Source organism: Clostridium sartagoforme (assembly GCF_039521405.1).
Lineage (GTDB): Bacteria > Bacillota > Clostridia > Clostridiales > Clostridiaceae > Clostridium > Clostridium sartagoforme.
Window position 1 is genome coordinate 1 of the sequence record NZ_BAAACH010000011.1, and the last position, 19,790, is coordinate 19,790.

19 protein-coding genes, 1 pseudogene and 1 riboswitch are annotated in these 19,790 nt (G+C 27.3%); of the genes and pseudogenes, 18 read left to right on the forward strand and 2 right to left on the reverse strand.

The window, feature by feature from the left end; genetic code table 11:
• A pseudogene (gene istA / locus ABDZ60_RS03765) lies at positions 1-1,044 on the reverse strand (IS21 family transposase); the annotation flags it as partial.
• Between the two features lie 108 nt (positions 1,045-1,152).
• Between istA and ABDZ60_RS03770 the strand changes: the two are divergent.
• The 17 genes from ABDZ60_RS03770 (at position 1,153) to ABDZ60_RS03850 (ending at position 17,934) form a co-directional block, all read left to right on the forward strand.
• Positions 1,153-1,356, forward strand: coding sequence for a hypothetical protein (locus ABDZ60_RS03770; RefSeq protein WP_343776141.1), 204 nt, complete (start codon positions 1,153-1,155; stop codon positions 1,354-1,356).
• Between the two features lie 17 nt (positions 1,357-1,373).
• Positions 1,374-1,823 (forward strand): hypothetical protein, encoded by a 450-nt coding sequence (locus ABDZ60_RS03775; protein ID WP_343776143.1) that lies wholly within the window; start codon positions 1,374-1,376, stop codon positions 1,821-1,823.
• A gap of 26 nt (positions 1,824-1,849) precedes the next feature.
• On the forward strand, positions 1,850-2,221 hold the full coding sequence (locus ABDZ60_RS03780) for a hypothetical protein (RefSeq protein WP_343776145.1): 372 nt from the start codon (positions 1,850-1,852) through the stop codon (positions 2,219-2,221).
• A gap of 99 nt (positions 2,222-2,320) precedes the next feature.
• Positions 2,321-2,803 (forward strand): hypothetical protein, encoded by a 483-nt coding sequence (locus tag ABDZ60_RS03785; protein WP_343776147.1) that lies wholly within the window; start codon positions 2,321-2,323, stop codon positions 2,801-2,803.
• A gap of 211 nt (positions 2,804-3,014) precedes the next feature.
• On the forward strand, positions 3,015-3,326 hold the full coding sequence (locus tag ABDZ60_RS03790; protein WP_343776149.1) for a hypothetical protein: 312 nt from the start codon (positions 3,015-3,017) through the stop codon (positions 3,324-3,326).
• A 20-nt stretch (positions 3,327-3,346) separates the two neighbouring features.
• A complete protein-coding gene (locus ABDZ60_RS03795) occupies positions 3,347-4,141 on the forward strand; it encodes an ATP-binding protein (protein WP_343776151.1) in 795 nt (264 codons plus the stop codon).
• A gap of 146 nt (positions 4,142-4,287) precedes the next feature.
• A complete protein-coding gene (locus tag ABDZ60_RS03800) occupies positions 4,288-5,307 on the forward strand; it encodes a hypothetical protein (protein WP_343776153.1) in 1,020 nt (339 codons plus the stop codon).
• Positions 5,244-5,804 (forward strand): Tn7-like element transposition protein TnsE, encoded by a 561-nt coding sequence (locus ABDZ60_RS03805; protein WP_343776155.1) that lies wholly within the window; start codon positions 5,244-5,246, stop codon positions 5,802-5,804. The genes ABDZ60_RS03800 and ABDZ60_RS03805 overlap by 64 nt, the downstream gene beginning before the upstream one ends.
• 158 nt (positions 5,805-5,962) lie before the next feature.
• A complete protein-coding gene (locus tag ABDZ60_RS03810) occupies positions 5,963-8,545 on the forward strand; it encodes a GmrSD restriction endonuclease domain-containing protein (protein ID WP_343776157.1) in 2,583 nt (860 codons plus the stop codon).
• 323 nt (positions 8,546-8,868) lie between these two features.
• On the forward strand, positions 8,869-9,840 hold the full coding sequence (locus ABDZ60_RS03815; protein ID WP_343776159.1) for a ComEC/Rec2 family competence protein: 972 nt from the start codon (positions 8,869-8,871) through the stop codon (positions 9,838-9,840).
• Between the two features lie 2 nt (positions 9,841-9,842).
• Entirely contained in the window at positions 9,843-11,612 is a 1,770-nt protein-coding gene (locus tag ABDZ60_RS03820; protein WP_343776161.1) for a ThiF family adenylyltransferase, read from the forward strand.
• On the forward strand, positions 11,609-12,112 hold the full coding sequence (locus ABDZ60_RS03825) for a hypothetical protein (protein WP_343776163.1): 504 nt from the start codon (positions 11,609-11,611) through the stop codon (positions 12,110-12,112). The genes ABDZ60_RS03820 and ABDZ60_RS03825 overlap by 4 nt, the downstream gene beginning before the upstream one ends.
• A 239-nt stretch (positions 12,113-12,351) precedes the next feature.
• Positions 12,352-13,074 carry a hypothetical protein gene (locus ABDZ60_RS03830; RefSeq protein WP_343776165.1) on the forward strand — a complete coding sequence of 241 codons (723 nt, stop codon included), beginning with the start codon at positions 12,352-12,354 and terminating at the stop codon, positions 13,072-13,074.
• 142 nt (positions 13,075-13,216) lie between these two features.
• Positions 13,217-14,290 (forward strand): HNH endonuclease, encoded by a 1,074-nt coding sequence (locus tag ABDZ60_RS03835; protein WP_343776167.1) that lies wholly within the window; start codon positions 13,217-13,219, stop codon positions 14,288-14,290.
• A 238-nt stretch (positions 14,291-14,528) separates the two neighbouring features.
• On the forward strand, positions 14,529-14,699 hold the full coding sequence (locus ABDZ60_RS03840; RefSeq protein ID WP_016205825.1) for a hypothetical protein: 171 nt from the start codon (positions 14,529-14,531) through the stop codon (positions 14,697-14,699).
• 307 nt (positions 14,700-15,006) lie between these two features.
• Positions 15,007-15,675, forward strand: coding sequence for a helix-turn-helix domain-containing protein (locus tag ABDZ60_RS03845; RefSeq protein WP_343776171.1), 669 nt, complete (start codon positions 15,007-15,009; stop codon positions 15,673-15,675).
• 18 nt (positions 15,676-15,693) lie between these two features.
• Positions 15,694-15,780: riboswitch (cyclic di-GMP riboswitch) on the forward strand.
• 165 nt (positions 15,781-15,945) lie between these two features.
• Positions 15,946-17,934, forward strand: coding sequence for a methyl-accepting chemotaxis protein (locus ABDZ60_RS03850; protein ID WP_343776173.1), 1,989 nt, complete (start codon positions 15,946-15,948; stop codon positions 17,932-17,934).
• A 172-nt stretch (positions 17,935-18,106) separates the two neighbouring features.
• Here ABDZ60_RS03850 and ABDZ60_RS03855 read toward each other — a convergent pair whose 3' ends face one another.
• Positions 18,107-18,844 carry an alpha/beta hydrolase gene (locus ABDZ60_RS03855; RefSeq protein ID WP_343776175.1) on the reverse strand — a complete coding sequence of 246 codons (738 nt, stop codon included), beginning with the start codon at positions 18,842-18,844 and terminating at the stop codon, positions 18,107-18,109.
• Between the two features lie 61 nt (positions 18,845-18,905).
• Here ABDZ60_RS03855 and ABDZ60_RS03860 point away from each other — a divergent pair, with 61 nt between their 5' ends.
• On the forward strand, positions 18,906-19,757 hold the full coding sequence (locus ABDZ60_RS03860; protein WP_343776177.1) for a helix-turn-helix domain-containing protein: 852 nt from the start codon (positions 18,906-18,908) through the stop codon (positions 19,755-19,757).
• Positions 19,758-19,790: the final 33 nt, after the last annotated feature.

Below are 19,790 nucleotides of genomic sequence, written 5' to 3' on the forward strand. Positions count from 1 at the left end.
TTTATATGAAATCATGCTTTGACGATTTACTTTAACACTTGTGGTGATTATTTTGTAGTGATTTCTTATTTGCTCTTTAGGCAGTTCAGATAAGAAATCTTTTTCTTTTTCTAAATGTAATATAGGTATTTTGCCAGTTGATGTATGGCATGTACTATTAATTCGATTGTTTAAATCTGAAATGAGTTTATGTAAACCTTCATAATCTAAGGTTCCATTATATGCTCTTATTTCATCTAATAGTTTCATAGGAGCTTCAACTTTAGCTTTTGTATTCGGTCTTCCTGCTATGCAGGGACGGATATTAAATTGATAGTCATCTGCAAATTGTTGAAATTTATTATTTACTTTTTCTTTAGAATAATTAGTTCTAGCTTCATCCATAACAGTTTTCATGTTATCAGTAAGTATTTCTTCTGGTACTCCTCCAAATGATTCGAATGACTCATCTAAAAAAGAAAGTAGTACGTCTTGTGTTTTATCAAGAGATAATTTATATACTCTAAATCTTGAGTATGAAAGGATTAAAACAAAAATATTTATACTAATAACTTCACCTGTAGTTAAAACAAATTCTATATTTTCTTTCCAATCCAATTGTGCTTGTTTTCCTTTCTCAGTTTCATACCTCATAGGCGAAGTAGTGGATATATGCCCCTTTTTCCTATTATTAAAGTACTCATTAAATTCTGAGTGATTAGAGATGTATCTTCTAAATGAAGATTGCGCACAATCTAGTCCATGATTATCTTTAAGATATTGTCATAAAATGCGCTTATAATAAAATACTTGAATTGAATCTTTGCTAAGAAGCTCTTTTATAATAGGCTCAAAAGCTTCTATTTTAGATTTGCAGTTTCTAGTGGTAGGTTTCACATATCCATTTAAATATTTGCCTACGGTTCGAGGATCAACTCCAAGTTATCTAGCTATTTCGCTTTTATTTACTTTCAAATTGTTTACCTCCATAATCGGCTTTAATTTATGAAGATCTTCTAAAGTATTAATTTTAAGTTCTGAATAAATATTAGTTTTTATAATCATAATTACCCCCAATAAATCTTGAGTAATTATAATTTATTCAAACTAATTTGTACATTATTATATGATCATTTACTTGCATTCCTATATGATCATTTATAGCAGAGAGGTATGAATAAAAATTCTCTATTACCAGATTACATAAACTCAGGTGGAAAAGGTAAAGAGAAAAATTTATCACAAAATAAAGTTGGTAGACCTAAAAGAGCCGACTATGATGGAAATATTGTTGAAGGGATTAATATAACAAATGATGTAAAGAAACATTTTGAAATTGCAATAAATATTATAGAAATAAAAATAAAATATCATTAAAAGAAACGTATACTCTAATGCTAAGAGATTTCTATTCAGATGTTTACAGGGAGAATAATGAAATTAAGCATAGGGTTTGGGACAAATCTAGAATACCTACCTATAATCAATTTTACTATTGGTTTAAAAAATCACAAGATATTAAAAAAGATATTATATTGAGAGAAAGTACTAAAGAATTAAATTTAAAGTATAGGCCTTTAACAAGTAATTCCACTATGGAGACTGATGGACCGGGAACAAGGTTCCAAATAGATGCAACAATAGCTGATATATATTTGGTTAGTTCTTTAAATAAGAAAAGAATAATTGGAAGACCTATTGTTTATGCCATAATTGATGTGTTTTCAAGATTAATCACAGGTATTTATGTTGGATTAGAAGGACCGTCTTGGGTTGGGGCTATGATGGCATTGGACAATATGATAAGTGATAAAGTGGAGTTTTGTGAGCAATACGTAGGATAACAGAAGAACAGTGGCCAGCTAAAAATTTGCCTGATATTATAATTGCAGATAGAGGTGAATTTGAAGGATATAATGCAGAAAATCTTATAAATAATTTAAATGTTAAGATAGAAAATACATCGCCTTATAGAGGAGACTTGAAAGGTATAGTGGAAAGAAGTTTTAGGACATTAAATGAGAAAATAAAACATAAAACACCAGGAGCAATTCAGAAGGAATTTAGAAAAAGAGGTGATCAAGACTATAGATTAGATGCCACATTAACATTAGAGGATTTTACTAAAATATATATAAATATTGTGCTTCATCATAATAATAAGATTATTGAAAAATACCCTTTAGAAAAAGCTATGTTAGAAGATGAAGTAGTACCTACTCCAACTAATTTATGGTATTAGGGTATTGAAAATAAAAAAGGTAGATTAAAAACAGTTGGAAGAAAAAGGTTTAGATTTAATATATTGCCAAAGGGAAAAGCAAGTATATCAAGAGGAGGAATGAGGTTTAAAGGCTTATCATATACTTCTGAAAAGGCTATAAAAGAGCAATGGTTTATTAAGCCCAAAGCTAGGAGTATCGATATAGTGTATGATCCAAGAAATATTAATAAGATATATATTTCATATGATAATGGACTTGGACATGATGAGTGTTATTTAATGGAAAATAGCCTTCAATATAAAAATTGTATTTTAGAAGAAATAATCTTCAATCAGGAATTATTGAGTGAATTGAAAGAGAAGAAATTACAAGAGCAAAATCAAATGAATATTGATTTAGATAAAGAAATTGAGAAGATAGTTAAAGAAGCTAAAAAAGAAAAACAACAATCTATAGGTTATGAATATAGCAAAAGTAAAAAACTAAAAGGCATAAAGAATAATAGAGCAGTTGAAAAAGAAGTAAATAGAGTAGTTGAAACTTTTGATTTAGGTGTAGTAAATATAGAGAGTAAAATAGTATTAATATCTATATTATAACACTATTTAATAATTATATGCACATATCAACATTATTATTTAACAGAGTCTAATTCTTAAAGGAGAGACCGAAAAGGCAAATTATAAAAATCAGAGTATAGAGGAATATTCAAATAATCCATTTATAGAAGCGGTACCTAATATATTTTCTGAGGATGATGTAATAAATAGGTTTAGTGTTATACCTATAATTGATAAAAATGATAGAAATATGACATCAAATTTAAGGTATCACGTAATAAAAAGAGCTAAGAATTTCGTTCAGCCATTACCAGTACACTTTACTGTAGAGAGGCGGTTATCAACACTTATTAGAAGGGGATATTTAGCGGGAAACCCTTTAGATAGAAGTTTTTTAGATAAGTTAAGAATACTGAATGAGCTTATAGATGATAAGGTGTATGATGAGTTTCTAATAGAAGAAAGAATGAAAAATATACGCTCAACGGCAGATAATATGGCTATAATAGGAATTTCGGGTATAGGGAAAACCAAAGGCTATTACTTATGTATCCACAGGTAATAAAGCATGAAGAATATAAAGTGCAGAATTTTAGTAGGACACAAATAGTATGGCTAAAAATAGATTGTCCCTATGATGGTAGTCTATCTACATTGTGTAAAAGCTTCTTGAAAGCAATAGATGACTTACTTGGAACTAGATATTTAGAGACGTTTGGTTACGCTAATAGAGTAACATCTACTATGATGTTACATATGACTCCACTTGCTAGTATTTATGGAATCGGTGTTCTAGTTATAGATGAGATTTATCATTTGTTAAATTCTAAAAATGATATGGAGGAGATGTTGAACTTCTTTGTGACATTAAGCAATACAGTCGGAATACCAACGGTATTAATAGGAACATCTAAAGCACAAAAAATTTTTAAGGGAAATTTTAGACAGGCACGAAGAGCAGCTAGTGAAGGTTCAATAATTTGGGATAGGATGGATAAAGAAAGTGATGAATGGAGTTTCTTTTTAGAGATATTATGGGATTTTCAATGTTTAAAAGAAAATACTATATTAACAGATAAAATAAGAGATGCATTTTATGATGAATGTCAAGGGATTACAGCAGTTGCAGCTAATCTGTTTATACTAGCACAGGAAAGAGCATTAAGTGAAGAAGAAGAAAAAATAACAATTGAAATATTAAGAGCAACTGCTAAAGAAGATCTGCATATGATTCAGCCGATGATAAAAGCTCTTAGAAATAATAACATGAAGGAAGTTATTAAATATGAATACATATCTATAAGTTTAGAGGATATATCAGTCAATTATAAAAGAGATATTGAATTAATAGGAAAGTTTTCAATTAAGAAGATGTAAGAAAATAATAGATAATAAAATAGAAAGTAGAGAGCAGGTAAGACTTTGGGAAATACAAAGATTAGCAGGTCTTAGAAGTGAAAATTTTAAAAGATTAGAAGAAGAGATATTAAAGTATATAAGTCAGAGAAACAATAGGGGGACATATGGAGAAGATAGTTACGAGGATAAAGGAGTGGCCTTTCAAAAAGGGGGAAAAGCTAAGGTTAACATGGATTGAAGAACCTTTTAAACAAAATAATAAATGGATGTTTTATGCTTATTTTAGAAAAGACAAAACTACAAGAAAGATTTTGTTGGATTGGGCAAGTGTACATTTTTTATCAATAAATAAATATTATACTGATGGGGATTTAAATAATGGTGAAATTATAGAAAGAGAGAATATTATAGATATAAATTTGAGTGGGGGTAAAGTCAGCTATAATGAAAAAACATGGAGGAATTGGATAGAAGATATAGAAGAAAAAACAATATCTAAAACCTTTAATATATCTAAAAATGGAATGCTATATACGATTCCTATAATTGAAATTATAAGAGCAGTTTTAGCACCAAATAGATTTTTGTTAAACAGAATAGTAGAAATGGATACTTTAGAAAATTACTTTACTTATGAGATAAAAGATAATACTTTAAATATTTATTTTACTTCTGAGTATGAAAAAAAGTTGTTAAAAGCGGAGAAAATAAATCATTTGGCATGGATTATTACAAATCCTAATATTACTAGAATGTTTAACTCTATTGGTCAGGGTTTATGGCAATTAGGTGAGCTTAAGTTTGATTTTTTGCTTGATAAGTTTAATATTAAAGCACGAATTAATAAAAAGGGAAATCAGATAACAGTTTTTGATATTATAACGATTAAAAGGAAAATCATTAATGTTGAGGAAATTAACATATATCATCCTAGCCTAGAACAAACTATGACAACAAATGATATAAAAAAGAAAAGTTTTATTAGTAGAAAAGTAAGTAATGAAAAAGAAATAGACTCAGGTGTAGACGGCTCAACGAACACATCGGAAGAAATAAATACTTCCTTAATTAACCATGAATATGAAACAATACCTAAAATAAATAAAGTAAAAATAGTAGAGTGGTTAGAAGAGATAAAGAAGATGAAAATACTAAAAAATATGTATCAGAAGATAGAGGATTAAGAACAACAGCTGATTCAGGTGGAGAGGAATTACTTAAAGGATTAGAATTTAGTAGCATATCTGGTATAAAAGAAAAAGGTGAACTAGAAGAATTTGTAGAGGTATTAAAGTTATTAGAAAAGAAACATGATATAAGATCAGTAGATATAATAATTGGAGAACTTCCAGAAGGCAGAATTGGTAAAAGATTTTCAAGGTTAAAAGATGGAATAACTAAGAGAAGATATGCAATTGGGAAACTAACTATGTTAAGTGGGAGAGAATATAGTTTGATAGAGGTTGAGAGAGAGGATAAAGCTTTATCCATGTTGTTATTAAAGTCAAATAGTGAAGTTAAGTGGGAGTGGGTATATAGTAAATTATTATTACAATTAGTTGAAGAAAGTGGTAAATGGAGTAATAAGGTTATAGAAAAATTAGAAACTGAAGGGGTAGACGTATATAGGAATAAACATATAAAAAAAGAGTATTTATCAAAAACAACAATACATATATGAAAAGTTGAGATTTAGAGATGAAAAAGAATATTAAACTTGTATTTTTCTAAGAATACAATAGGGAATTAATAAAATTATGGAATTTTATAGGAAATGATTTTATAATATAAACAAAACATGTAAAATATTACAATGAATAATAAAAAGGAAGAGAATTTATGGATGATGTTATTAAAATCTCAGATGAGATAGAAAATATTCTTAAAAATCATATAAAAGTTGAAACTAAAGTAATGGCTGTTGATAGCTTATTTGGAAATATGAGATTTCAAAACAAAATCGTATTTAATCCATACTATCAAAGAAAATATGTTTGGGATTCAGAAAAAGGAACGTATTTTATAGAAAGTATTCTATTGGGGACAGAAATACCACCATTAGTTTTTTTTAATACGAGTGATGGTAAAATTGAAATTATTGATGGAAGGCAAAGATATGAAACAATAAAGAAATTTTTAAATGACCAAATTGTATTGACTAAACAAGGGTTAGATTCTTTAAGAGGACTGGCGAAAAAAAAATACTCTGATTTAGAGAATAGCACTAAAGATTTATTACTGGATACTAAATTAAGAATAATAGAATTTACTATTGTTAATGAACCAAAATTAACTGAACGACAAGAAGATTTGATTAAAAAAGAAATTTTTAGAAGGTATAATTCGGGTATAACTCCATTAAAGGCTGTTGAAATTAATAGAGCTAAATATAATCACGATGATGTAACAAATTTCTTCAAGAATAGTCTTTTAAAGAATGAAGAACATAAAATTTATGTAGAGCAACTATTTTTTAATGAAAAAAATAAGAATATATCAGTTGACACAATTATGGATAAAATAAGAAGGTATTTGGTAATTCATAAAGTACCTGTAAAATACTTTTCAAAGTCAAATAATCGACGACTTGTAATTGAAAAATTATATGAGATTTTCATGTTGGAAATTGAAGAACCTCAATATGTATATAATGATTTTATAAAAAAGATATTAAATTTACATAAGTTTAAAACTTTGTTAGATAATAATGGGGTTAGGTATAATGTACTTATGTTTGAATGTATCATATGGGGATTTTATATCTGTGATACTGAAGATTGTTGTATGAAAGATTTTGAAAAAGATGAGGAATTTTACAATGGATTAATGCATCATATTAGTAAGGATATAGATAAGTATACAACAGTAGAAAGTCATTTTTATAAAAATTATGAGCCTAGATATTATTATACGTTGGAGTATTTTGCAAATTATATTAATAAACCTCATTTGTTAGAAGTTTATATTGAAAGTCAATATAAAAAGATTGATTTTAAGTATGAAAATATAGAAAGTGAAGACATAAAAGGTAAAATTAATGAATTACAAGATTTGAGAATAAAAAAACCAGAGCCTTCTAGTATAACAGTTGATGAATTGGGCAGACAAATGCTGAGAGGTAAGCATTTAATTAGACCATCTTATCAGAGAGATGAAGTGATAAATATTCTTAAGTCATCAGCAATTATAGAAAGTATTTTACTAGATATTAAATTACCACCAATTTTTATTTATAAAAGAAAAGATGGTGTAAGTGAAGTTATAGATGGTCAACAAAGATTACTTTCTATATTAGGATATGTTGGGCAAGGGTTCAGGGATGAAAATGGTAAAGAACAATTCTCTAAGAAGAATAAGTTTAAACTTAAGGGGTTGAGAGTGCTAAAAGATGAGATAGAAGGAGATACATTTCTTGATTTACCAATAAATATGCAGGAAAAAATATTAGATTTTAATTTAGCAGTTGTTGAAATTGATGAAGATAAGAATCCTAATTTTAATCCTATAGATTTGTTTATAAGACTAAATAATAAACCATATCCTATAAAAGATAATACCTTTGAAATGTGGAATTCATATATTGATAAGGATATAATAACTAAATTAAAAGAATTAACGTTAAGTTCTGAAAATTGGTTTTATTTTAGAAAAAACAATAAGCGAATGGATAATGAAGAAATGATGACTTCACTAGCTTATCTGTTTTATAAAAAAGAATATGATGAATGTTCTAGTGACAATGGTTTGAATATTTATCAAAAAGGTAATAGAATAAACTTTAGAATACCAGATAAAAAAGAAATAACAAAAATATTAGTAGATACATCTGCAAGCGAAGAAATAAAAAGTCATTTTTTAAAGTCTATTAAATTACTAGATAGTTTTATAAAAAAATTAGAATTAATATTAATTGATCAGGATTTATTAGATAAAAAAAGAGATGATTTTTTGAAAGATGAATTAAATAAATTATTTCAAATAAAAGCAAATTCAAGCAGAAGAAGTTTACAGGATTTATATTCTTTATGGTATATTTTGAGTCCTTTAAATATAAATATGATTAAACAATATAGAGAAAAGATAAAAGAAGATATTTCAGTTTTATTTATTATGGCAAAGGATGTTCCTGAAGATTCATTAGAGTATTATAAGCAGAAGGTAAATGAATTTAATGATTTGTATATTTCTCAAAAAAGAAAATTAAAACTAAATTACAGTGAGGTAGTAAAATTAATTAAAATGCAAAATAATACATGTCCTATTTGTAGAGGCAGCTTGTATATTGGAGATTTAACTCATAATGATCATATAAAAGCGATTGCAATAGGGGGAAGTGATACAAAAGAAAATATTCAGGTTGTTCATTCTAGTTGTAATTTAAATAAGGGTATAAAAGAAAATTATCAAATAATTATTTTGTAGTTAATAGAGCTATTATATAAAGTGTGAAGTAATGTAGAAGATTTTTATGCATTACTTCATATTTATTTTATTCAAAGATAGAAGGTTATTTATGTTGTAAAAATTAAACATTTTATTAAATATAGGGAATTTTTATAGTATAATAAAATTAGGAAACCTAAGAATATTTATTAGTAAAATAATTAAAAGAAAGAAAACGTATCTGAGAATAGTAAAGAAATCTTGTAGGTACTTATTGGTATTAATGCAATATACTTTAAAAAAGATATACTTAATATTATTTAGGTATGTTTATATTATAATTATTATGATGGAGGATATATATGAAAATTCATTTTTTAAATGTTGGGCATGGTGACACATCTTTTATAGAATTTAATGGTGTATATATGCTGATTGACTGTAAAATATCTAGTAAGGAGGATACTGTATTTAAATACATAGATGATATAATTCCAGAAGCTGAAGATAATAATTCTAAGAAGAAGTTAGATTATCTAGTTATCACTCATACAGATAGAGACCATATTACCGGACTAGATGTTATTGATGAAAATTTTGAAATAGGAGAAATATGGGAAAGTGGATTTAGAAGATCAGATGATGCTGAAGAAAGTGCTGAATATGATAAGTTATTAGAGTTAGTGGCTAAAATAAACTCAAAGACTCTAAGTGCCGGTAGTAGTAAGTTGACATTCAAAGATACTAATGTTGATGCATATTGTTTATGCTCAAAAAGTAATGATAATGATGACGTCCACTATAACTCGTTAGTAATTAAATTTGTTGAGGGGAATAAATCTATTATTTTTGCTGGTGATTCTAATTGTGAAGCTTGGAAAAATAAAGTAGTCAAGTATTATAGTTCGATGTTAGACGCTGATGTACTGCATGCAAGTCATCATGGTTCGAGAACATTCTTCTTTGAAGATGGACAAGATAAGGATAAAGATGAGCCATATAAAGAAGGAATAGACTCAATTTCTCCAGATATTACAATTATCTCAGGGTGTGATAGAGAAGATAAAGTAAAAGAAGATTGGCCACCTCACGATGATGCAATAAGTATATATGAAGAATGTACAAGTAGTACTGGAGGGGTCTATATTACAGGTGAAGAAGGGAATCTTGTCTTTGAACTTACGAATACGGAAATTGAGTTTAATGAAAGTGCTTCTCAAAAATATACTATTTTAAAAGGAAAAGCCCAAAGATATAATACGCTAAAGAAACCTTTTACTCCTGGAACAGAAAAACCACAATATAGAATAACAAGAGATTCTTTTGGTAATTAGAGATGGAAGAAGTTAAACAATGGTATGAAAGAGAAGATTCTTATAAAAAAAGACTATTAAGAGAAATTGACTTTGTTAAAGAATATAAAAAAAGTACACCTAAAAGTAAAATAACATATAGCTTTTGGGGGAAATCTGAAAATTTATTAATATCCTATAGTTATGAGTATAAAAATAAAATTTTTGGAATTATTTGTTTATATCCTGTTTTGTACCCTAAAGTTAGGATTGAAGTATCTATATTTGAATATGATAAAAAACTAAGTGAAGTCCTACCATTTCAAGGGGGGTATCATAATACAATGGGTACAATTTGTCTATTTAATCATTATCCCAATGAATGGAATGAGGATTATGGTATTAAAGTTATCATGAAAAGAGTTGAGGAATGGTTTGAAAAAGGTCAATATGATAAAAGAAATAATGTACCAATTAATTATAACTTAGATAATGAATTGTTTATTTTTTCAGAACCTTTATTAAGTGGAATTAGAGAAGGATATGGAACATTTGAATTTATAAATATAAAAGATAAGATATGTGTAGTACAATCAATTTCTATAGGAAATAAAACTGAGATAGTTAGAAAGTTACCTGAGAGCTTAAAAAATGAAGAAGGGATGAATGGGAAAGGAATAATTATAGTAACTCATAGACCAATTGTTTCCAGCACCCCAAATGAATATTCTGATATAAAGGTATATTTGAATTGTTTTAAGCAGGGCGTAAAGGGATTAATTAAATTTGCTACTGCAAATAATATCGATTTTCCAATACCTATCGTAATTATTTATAAAAATGAAAATTGTCAAGGTCATTCCTTTTTACTATTAAAGAATGATAAAAGATTTTCAATCCAAGCGTGTAGGTTTAGCAATTTTAGAGTATATGAAGATATATTTAGTAGGATAAAGGATAGGGATGATTTAAATTATTTAAGGAGAAAAAAAGTTGCACTAATAGGACTTGGGGCTATTGGGTCACTATTAGCCGTAGAATTATCTAGAAGTGGAGTCGAGAGATTTGTTTTAATAGATTATGAGAAACTAGAGATACAAAATATTGGAAGACATGATTTGACATTGCGAGATATAGATAAATATAAAGTTCAAGGGGTAAAAAATAAGATACTTGATATTAATCCGAATATAAAGTGTGAAATTTATAATTCTAATGTCTTGAATGATAGTTCTTCTAATTTATATAATATTTTAGATTGTGATTTAATAATATCTACAATCGATGACCAAGAGGCTAAATATGCGATTGATTCAACGTTGATTCCTCGTGGGAAAAAAGTAATATACTCAGGAGCGTTCTATAATTCAATTGCCGGCTTTGTTTTAGTAAGCGATAAAAAAATGGCATGCTTCAAATGTTTATCACAAATAATGGATTATATGGCCGACAATAAAGAAATTCCTAATTTTAGTGCTCTGGTTCCAGAGAATACTGAATATGATTGTGGTATTCCGACATTTCCTGGAGGAAGTATTAATACGCATACCATTTCAATCTTGGCAGCAAGAATATCGATAGAGACGTTGCTTGGAAGAAGAGAAATTAACGAACAAGGATATCCTTATAATTTATATATAATTGGTAATGAGAAAATGTATGTAGAAAAGAAGTTGTTTTTTCAAGGATATATGGATATAAAACGATATGCTTTGCCTGGTATAGAGACTTGTAAAGTTTGCGATGAAGAAATAGCTTTAACTGAAGAAGAAACAGAAAAATATAATGAAATTATGAAAAGGTTAAGAAAATGAAAATATATATTAATGAAGATGCTCTAAAAATAATTTATAAGGAAGTACAGATATCTAGAAATATTGAAACTGGTGGTATTCTTCTTGGAAGTGTTCTTTTAACAGGAGATATTCTAATAACCCATGCCACAAATCCTGGACCTAATGCTATAAAAAAACAAAATGAGTTCCAAAAGGACTATGATTATTCAAATGAAATAATAAATATGCTATATAAAAAATACTCAATTGATTATTTAGGAGAATGGCATAAACATCCCAATAATTGTGTAAAGTATAGTTCTATAGACTATGCATCTATGATTAAAATTACTAATCTAAATTCTCGCCCATGTTTATTTATAATTGTAGGTAACGATTTTTCAAATGAAAATAGACAACATATTAGTATCTTAAGTGTTGACCCACGTGAAAATATTATTAAAAGTCATGAATTTAATATAACAAAGGAACCAGAAAAATTAGCAATTGAAAAGGGGTTAAGATTTGGTGATTTATAGGGGGCGACCAATAAAAGGCAAACGGTTTGAGTAGGTAAATTTGTTTAGTTAAGCGAAAAGTTTTATTTATGCATTAATAAGTAAATAAAATTTTTTGTTAGGTAATAGATTAAGATGTGATCTTTAAGGATTAATAATTTACCATATCATGAATGTTTCAAATATAAAAGAACCTATTAGGAGTAGATTGGTTTAATTTTAAAGTGAAAATTTAAGTGAGGGAAGGATATATTAGCGTTATGGAAAAAGTTAAAGAATATTTTGATGATTTTACATTTCATGCAAGAGTGGTTCCAGTTTTAGTTATTCTGTTGCCAATTATTGTTTTGGGAATTTGCAAGGGAGTGGTTGGTGAAAATATCTTACAGATTCCTTTGTATACTATTGTTTCAATTATATTTTTAGCGTTTACAGCTCGTATTGCAAGAGAATTAGGAAAAAAATATGAAGAAAAAATGTACATAGAATTGAAAGGTATGCCAACTACTATAATTTTGCGATATAGTGATAATACATTAAATTCAGTAACTAAGAGAAGGTATCATGAAAAATTGAATAAAATAGTTGATGGAGTAGTTCTTCCTATTCAAGAAAGAGATGAGAATATAGATAGTGATGAGCAATATAGAGCTGCTATTAATTGGTTAAGAAATTATGCTAATTCAAATAGGGAAACAGAATTTAGAGTATATCAAGAATTAAAGGAATATAATTTTTGGAGGAATCTATATGGAAGTAGGTTTATAGCTATAGGATTATATATACTTATAACCATAAGAGAAATTTTATTAATAAATAACTTTGATTTTAAAGAATTTATTACTAAGCCATCCCCTACGTATATACCACTTATAATTATGATGATAAGTATAATATTGTTTTTAGCAGTAAATAAAAAAACAATAAAAAGAAAGGCGTTTGATTATGCTAAATCATTAGTTGAAGTTTGTGAACGGCTTTAAAAAATATATATGTATAAGCAGAAGCAAATAAGAGATTAGGAGTGTTGATAAAGAAATAAAGACGATTTGAATAAATTGTGGGAGTATGGTAAAGTAAATAAATTTGATTAACCATAAATAAATATTTTGAAAGAGAGTAATTATGAATTCAAATAGTAAATTAGAAACATGGTTTGGAAAAATGACATTTGATTATAAACATTGTTTTTTATGTGGAGAGATTTTAAATAAACAGAATTACACAGTTGAACATATATTCCCGAAATGGTTACAGCATAGACATAATTTATGGAATCAAAATATAACTCTTCTTAATGGCACTTTAATTAAATATAAGCAACTTGTTGTCCCTTGTTGTAAAGATTGCAATAATAATCATTTAGCTAAAATTGAAAAAGAGGTAAAAGATGCATTTGAAAAAGGTATTGAAGAAGTTAGGGCGTTAGATAAAACCATATTATATAAATGGATTATGAAAATATTATATTGTCTTTTATTTAAACAATTATCATTAAAAGAAGATATAAGAAACAAAGATAGTACTATGATAATTTCATCAGAAATTTTAAAAGAATATACTGTTATGTTTGACTATATGCAAAGCATTTTAGGAAGGGTTAAGATTAGAGAAGATATGGGATCAATTTTTATATTTAGTATTTTACCTTACTATAGAAAAAAATCAGAATATGACTACTACTATATTGATGATGTAGGTAGATCGCAAGTTGCTTTAATGTCAAATGGAATTGGTATAATATGCTGTTTAAATGACTCTGAAGCAATGAAATATAGATTTAGAAAGTATTTCAAACCGTTCTATGATATAAAATTACATAATATACAATTTAGACAACTTATAGCAGACGTATTTTATAATAGAAGTTTATTAAAGAACAAACAATCTATTATGACAGTTAAAAATAATAATAGGCAAAGTGATAATCTTATGATACAAATACCTCCTCATACAGATTATTATGATGAATACAATTATAAAAACTATGCAATGATTCTGTACTTTTTATTAAGAGAGTTTGGTTTTAAATTTGAGGAATTATATGATCTCAAAAATGATGCAGTAAGAAATTTATTAATTGATTCAAAAAAAAGGATAATTGTTTATGATGAAGATAATAGATATTATCTCGGTGAAGAACACAAAGAATATAATGCTGAAGTATTTAATGATGACTTATTAATAAAAAAATGTTAATAGATTATAATTTATATCTATTACATAATGTTAAAAAAGAAGAAATAAGTTTTGATTAAACTTTGTTTAAAAATATTATTTTTTATTTCACATAAAATTAAGGTTTATAGACATTATTTTGATTAAACTTTATTCAAAACCAACAAGAGGGTAAAAGGGTTAAATAAAATATTGTTATTTTATAATTAAATTATATAAAACAACAATGAATTTAAATTAATTTATGGAGTTGATATATATGAATGAAGAATTAATAAAGACATTACTAAATGAATATAAAGAAACTGAAAAAGCATTAGAATTAGGAATAAACTGGCTAACTGACAAGGATTATGCTAAAGGAAAGTTAGATTTAGTAAAAGTTATTATAGCAGATTTAGAAAAGTTATCAGATAAGGCAACTAATTAGATTCAAATAAAGTCTTGAGATATAAAACAAACTTTTCAGAGAGAAAATAAAGTTGTTAGAAAAATTGTGGATAGATTACAGTTTACACACTGAATCTGTGCACAATTTTTTATTTTTCTGAAGGAAGATAGCACGGGGAACATAAGATTTTATCAATTTTAAGACTGAAAAAGGGAAGATTTTATACCTTAAACCTTGATACCTAACTTTATTTATAACAATAGTATAAAAAATGTAAAAAATAGTCTTTTTATGTTGCGTGATAGCACAACAATATGTATAATTGTGAAATGGAGGGTGATTGAAGATGGAACAATTCGGAACTTACCTAAAAAGTATTAGAAAAGGAAAGATGACACAAAGAGAACTTGCAAGAGAAATAGGGGTAGGATATCCGTATATAAGTAAACTTGAGAATAATGTTGAAACTACTCCAAGTGATGAAGTTCTAATAAAGATAGCAGAGACTTTAAATGTTAGTATTGATGAATTGTTTATGAAAGCCAAGAGAATTCCAATAGATTTTAAAGATTTCATTATTAATGAACCAGAAGTTTTTAAGTTTATTAGATTCTTAAAAGATAATAATCATTTATTAGATGAATTTAGGAACTCAATAAAATTAAAAGAGGATAATTACTGGTCAATATTTAATCAAAGTAATAAAATAATGTTAATTATTGATCCTTTTACTGGAAGTATTATTGATGCCAATGACTGTGCTGTAGAGTTTTATAAATATACCTTAGAGCAACTAAAAAAGATGAAGATAACAGATATAAACACACTATCTATGGAAGAAATATTTAAAGAAATGAGAAAAGCAAAATTAGAATTAAGAAAAACCTTTTCTTTTAAGCATAAGATTGGTAACAATGAAATTAAGGAAGTAGAAGTATATTCGGAACCCATAATAATTAATGGGAAAGTATACTTGAATTCAAGCGTACAATTAGTACATTTGAATGATATATAGGTAATTAATGAGAGAAAATATATAAAAAGGCAAACTTATTGAAAAGTAAGGACGCAAAGCCAAAGGGCCTAAATTACATAAGTAATATGGCAGCCGGTTGCATAATTAAAGGCTTCTTTTGTTCTGATTATGCAGAACTAATGAAGTCTTTTTTTTATGTATTTAAAGAGTTTAGTTTTACAGATTTTCTGACTACTTTTTAAATAAGAAAATTTGTTATACATAATAAACTAATATTTAAATAAATAAGATGGAAGAGGTGTGTGTAAAATGAAAAGTATTAAAACAAAATTAATAACTTATTTTTCAATTTTAATTTTATTATCTTCTTTTTCAGTAGGTATTGTTTCTGTATATAGAGCAGGTCAATCTCTTACTAAAGAAGCAGAAAAATCACTGGAATCACTATCATTTGAGGCTGCAAGACTTACAAATAGCCGAATTGAAACACAAAAGAAAACCTTAGAAATGATATCGTTAAGGGCAGATATTCAAAGTATGGATTGGGAGATACAAAAACCCATATTACAAAGACAAGTAGAAAGTACAGATTTTCTTGATTTGGCAATTGTACAGCTTGATGGTACTGCCTATTATTCAGGTGGAAACATAAGTCAGCTAGGAGATAGAGAATACGTACAAAAAGCCTTAAAGGGAGAGACGAATATATCTGATTTATTAATTAGTAAAGTAACAAATGATATTGTTCTAATGTATGCAACTCCTATTAAAAGAGATGGAAAAGTAATAGGGGCATTAATAGGTCGTAGAGAGGGAGAGGCAGTAAGTAAAATTACAGATGATGTGGGATATGGTAAAGAAGGATATGGATACATAATCAATAATAATGGAACTGTAGTTGGTCACACTGATAGAGAAAAAGTAGTAAAACAGTTTACACCAATTGAAGAAGCAAAAAGCGATAAAAGTTTAACTTCATTAGCTGCAATGTTTGAAAAAATATTAGCAGAAAAGAAGGGGGTTGGTACATACTCCTTTAATAAAAATAAGCTATATGCTGGATATGCACCTATCGAAGATAGTAATTGGATAGTTGTTATTACTGCTAATCAGAATGAAGTGTTGTCTGCAATCCCAACCCTACAAAAGAATATTGCAATGATTATGATTATTGTTTTAATAGTGAGTGTTATTATAGCATACTTAATTGGTAATTCCATTACAAAACCAATTATAAGCATAATACATCATTCAGAAAAATTAGCAGATTTAGACCTTAGAGAAGATGTGTCAGAGATGTTTTTAAGTAGAAAAGATGAAGTTGGAGTACTATCAAAATCTTTACAGAGTATAACTATAAATCTTAGGGATATAATTAAAGATATTAGCAGTTCTTCAGAAGAAGTGTCTGCTGCTTCGGAAGAATTGACGGCTATATCACAACAATCAGCCACTGCAGCAGAAGAAGTATCAAGAACAGTAGAAGAAATAGCAAGAAGTGCAACTAATCAAGCACAAAATACAGAAGAAGGTGCATTTAAGTCCGATGCATTAGGAGAAATTATTGAAAAAGATCAAGGACATCTGAAGCAGTTAAACAATGCTTATCAAAATGTTGGGATTGTTGTTGATGAGGGATTAAAAGAAATTGAAAAATTAACAAAAGTAACTGAAGAAAGTAGTAGGGCTACAAAAGAAATTCACGAGGTTATTTTAAAAACCAATGATAGTTCTAATAAAATCGGACAAGCAAGTAATGTAATTGCTTCTATTGCAGAGCAAACTAATTTATTGGCTTTAAATGCGGCTATAGAAGCAGCAAGAGCAGGGGAAGCGGGAAAAGGTTTTTCAGTTGTTGCTGAAGAAATAAGAAAATTAGCAGAACAGTCAGGAGCATCTACAAAGACAATTAATGAAATAGTAAATGAGTTACAAAGCAATTCTAAAAATGCCGTAAAAACAATGGAAAGAGTATCGACTATATCAAATGAGCAGAAAAGTAGCGTGATTAGCAGTAAAAGTAAATATGAACTAATTGCCGAAGCAATGATGGATTCTGAACAAGCTATTAAACAACTAAATATTTCTGGTGAAGAAATGGAAAAGATGAAGAATGAAATACTTACTACTCTACAAAATCTTTCTTCTATTGCAGAAGAAAATTCTGCCGCTACCCAACAAGCATCAGCGTCAATGGAAGAGCAGACGGCTTCTATAGAAGAAATAGCAGGTTCAAGTGATGGATTATCAATTTTAGCACAGAATCTACAGGCAATTATTATGAAGTTCAAAGTTTAAATTCAAAATTTATATAAAAATTAACTCTTTAGAATAAAATAAAGAAAAATTGTGGATAGATTGCAGAAGAGACTGCATACATCTGCAATTTTTTTATATGTATGAAGAATTATTATAAAATACTATAAAGATTTCATTTTATACAAGTAATGGGGTCTTTTGGAGTGTAGTTTCACCCAAATAAATTAATATATCTAAGGGACCTACTTATACTAGTAATTACTACAGAGCCATGGTTTTCTTCTGGGGCAACATATATAGTACAATTTTTATTAAAATTTTTAATTTTATCATATATTTTTTGTGCTCCATCAACCATATATCCTTCTTTTTCGCCTACTCCAATGAAAATATTTTTATTACTCTTTTCTAAGTTAGGAAAGTTTAAAAGTTCGTAGTCATTCCACCATACTGATGGACTAAAGGAAATTATATTCTTATAGATATTTGATCCTTTTAATAAATTCCATAATACATAATAGCCACTTAGAGAATGGCCAATTATAGTAGTGTTATTTTTATCAAAATTAAGATTACCTTCAATTATTGGGAAAAGTTCTTTTTCTATAAATTTGTTAAAGTCCTCACTTCCACCAAGGTTTTCAGGGATTATTGATTTTCTTTTTTCATCAATTATGTATTTATCTGCTGGAGCTGTAAAATCTAAAAATCTCTTTTCTTTTTTTTCAAATTCTTGATGAGAAATGCCAATAACTATAGCTGGTTTAACTCCAGTTTTAGCAGATGCTTGTCTTTGTTGCTTTACACAAGCTTTTACTACATCAAAGTAGTATCCACCGTCTAAAACCAATATTAGTGGTAAATTATTTTCACTTGATTCTTCTGGTATATAGAAACTAATATCATAAAAGCTATTAGTATAATTTGATTTTATTTTAAAATTATTCATAAATTAACTCCTTTATGTTAAGATTTATTCACAAGTATAAAATAATAAAAGGAAAAGGTCAATGAATATGAAAAGAAGTATCAATTGGTTAACTGAATATTTTTCTGAAAATTCTATGGAGTTTGTTGATATTTTTAAAAGTAGTTTGCCTCCTAAAGAAAAGGATCTTAATAGACGAACTGCTAAGAATTTATGTGGAATTGTAATACCCATAAATGGAGAATGTTCATTCTCTTTAAACGAAGATAAATACATTTTAAATAAAAATATAATACTTCATTGTGGATCAAATATGAAGATAAAAGTAGAAACGGAGAAAGTGGGTATAGAATATTATGTGGTTCATTATAAAAATATTTGTACTACTGAAAAGTTTGAGGATATACAACAAAGCTCTTTTTATTTAGAGATTGAGGATAGACTATCATTATTGAAGTATTGTGAAGAGATTATTGATAAATCCCTAAGTCCAGATAATTATTCAAAGTTTTCTTGTAAGGTTGATTTTATAAGTTTAATAGATTCATTAATCAAAAATGTAAGAACGTCACAGTATAATGATAAATTAAAGCTGGTTAATAAGGGAATTGAATATATAAATAAAAATTATAATTCTTCAATATCAATAAGTGATATATCAGATATATTAGAAGTAGATAGAAGAAGATTTAGTGAGCTTTTTCAAGAAGTCACAGGACTATCTCCTATAAAATATTTAACGGAATATAGATTAAAAGAAGCTAAAAGGTTATTAAAATTTTCTAGTTATACAGTTACTGAAATAGCAGATATGACTGGATATAATGATTGTTTTTATTTCAGTAAAACATTCAAAAAGAATGTAGGCATATGCCCTAGAAAATATAGAGAGATTAATAGTGATGTTGTTCAAAATTTTTTGATTAAAAATTAAATTCGGCAAAAGTACAAAAAAAAAATAATAAAG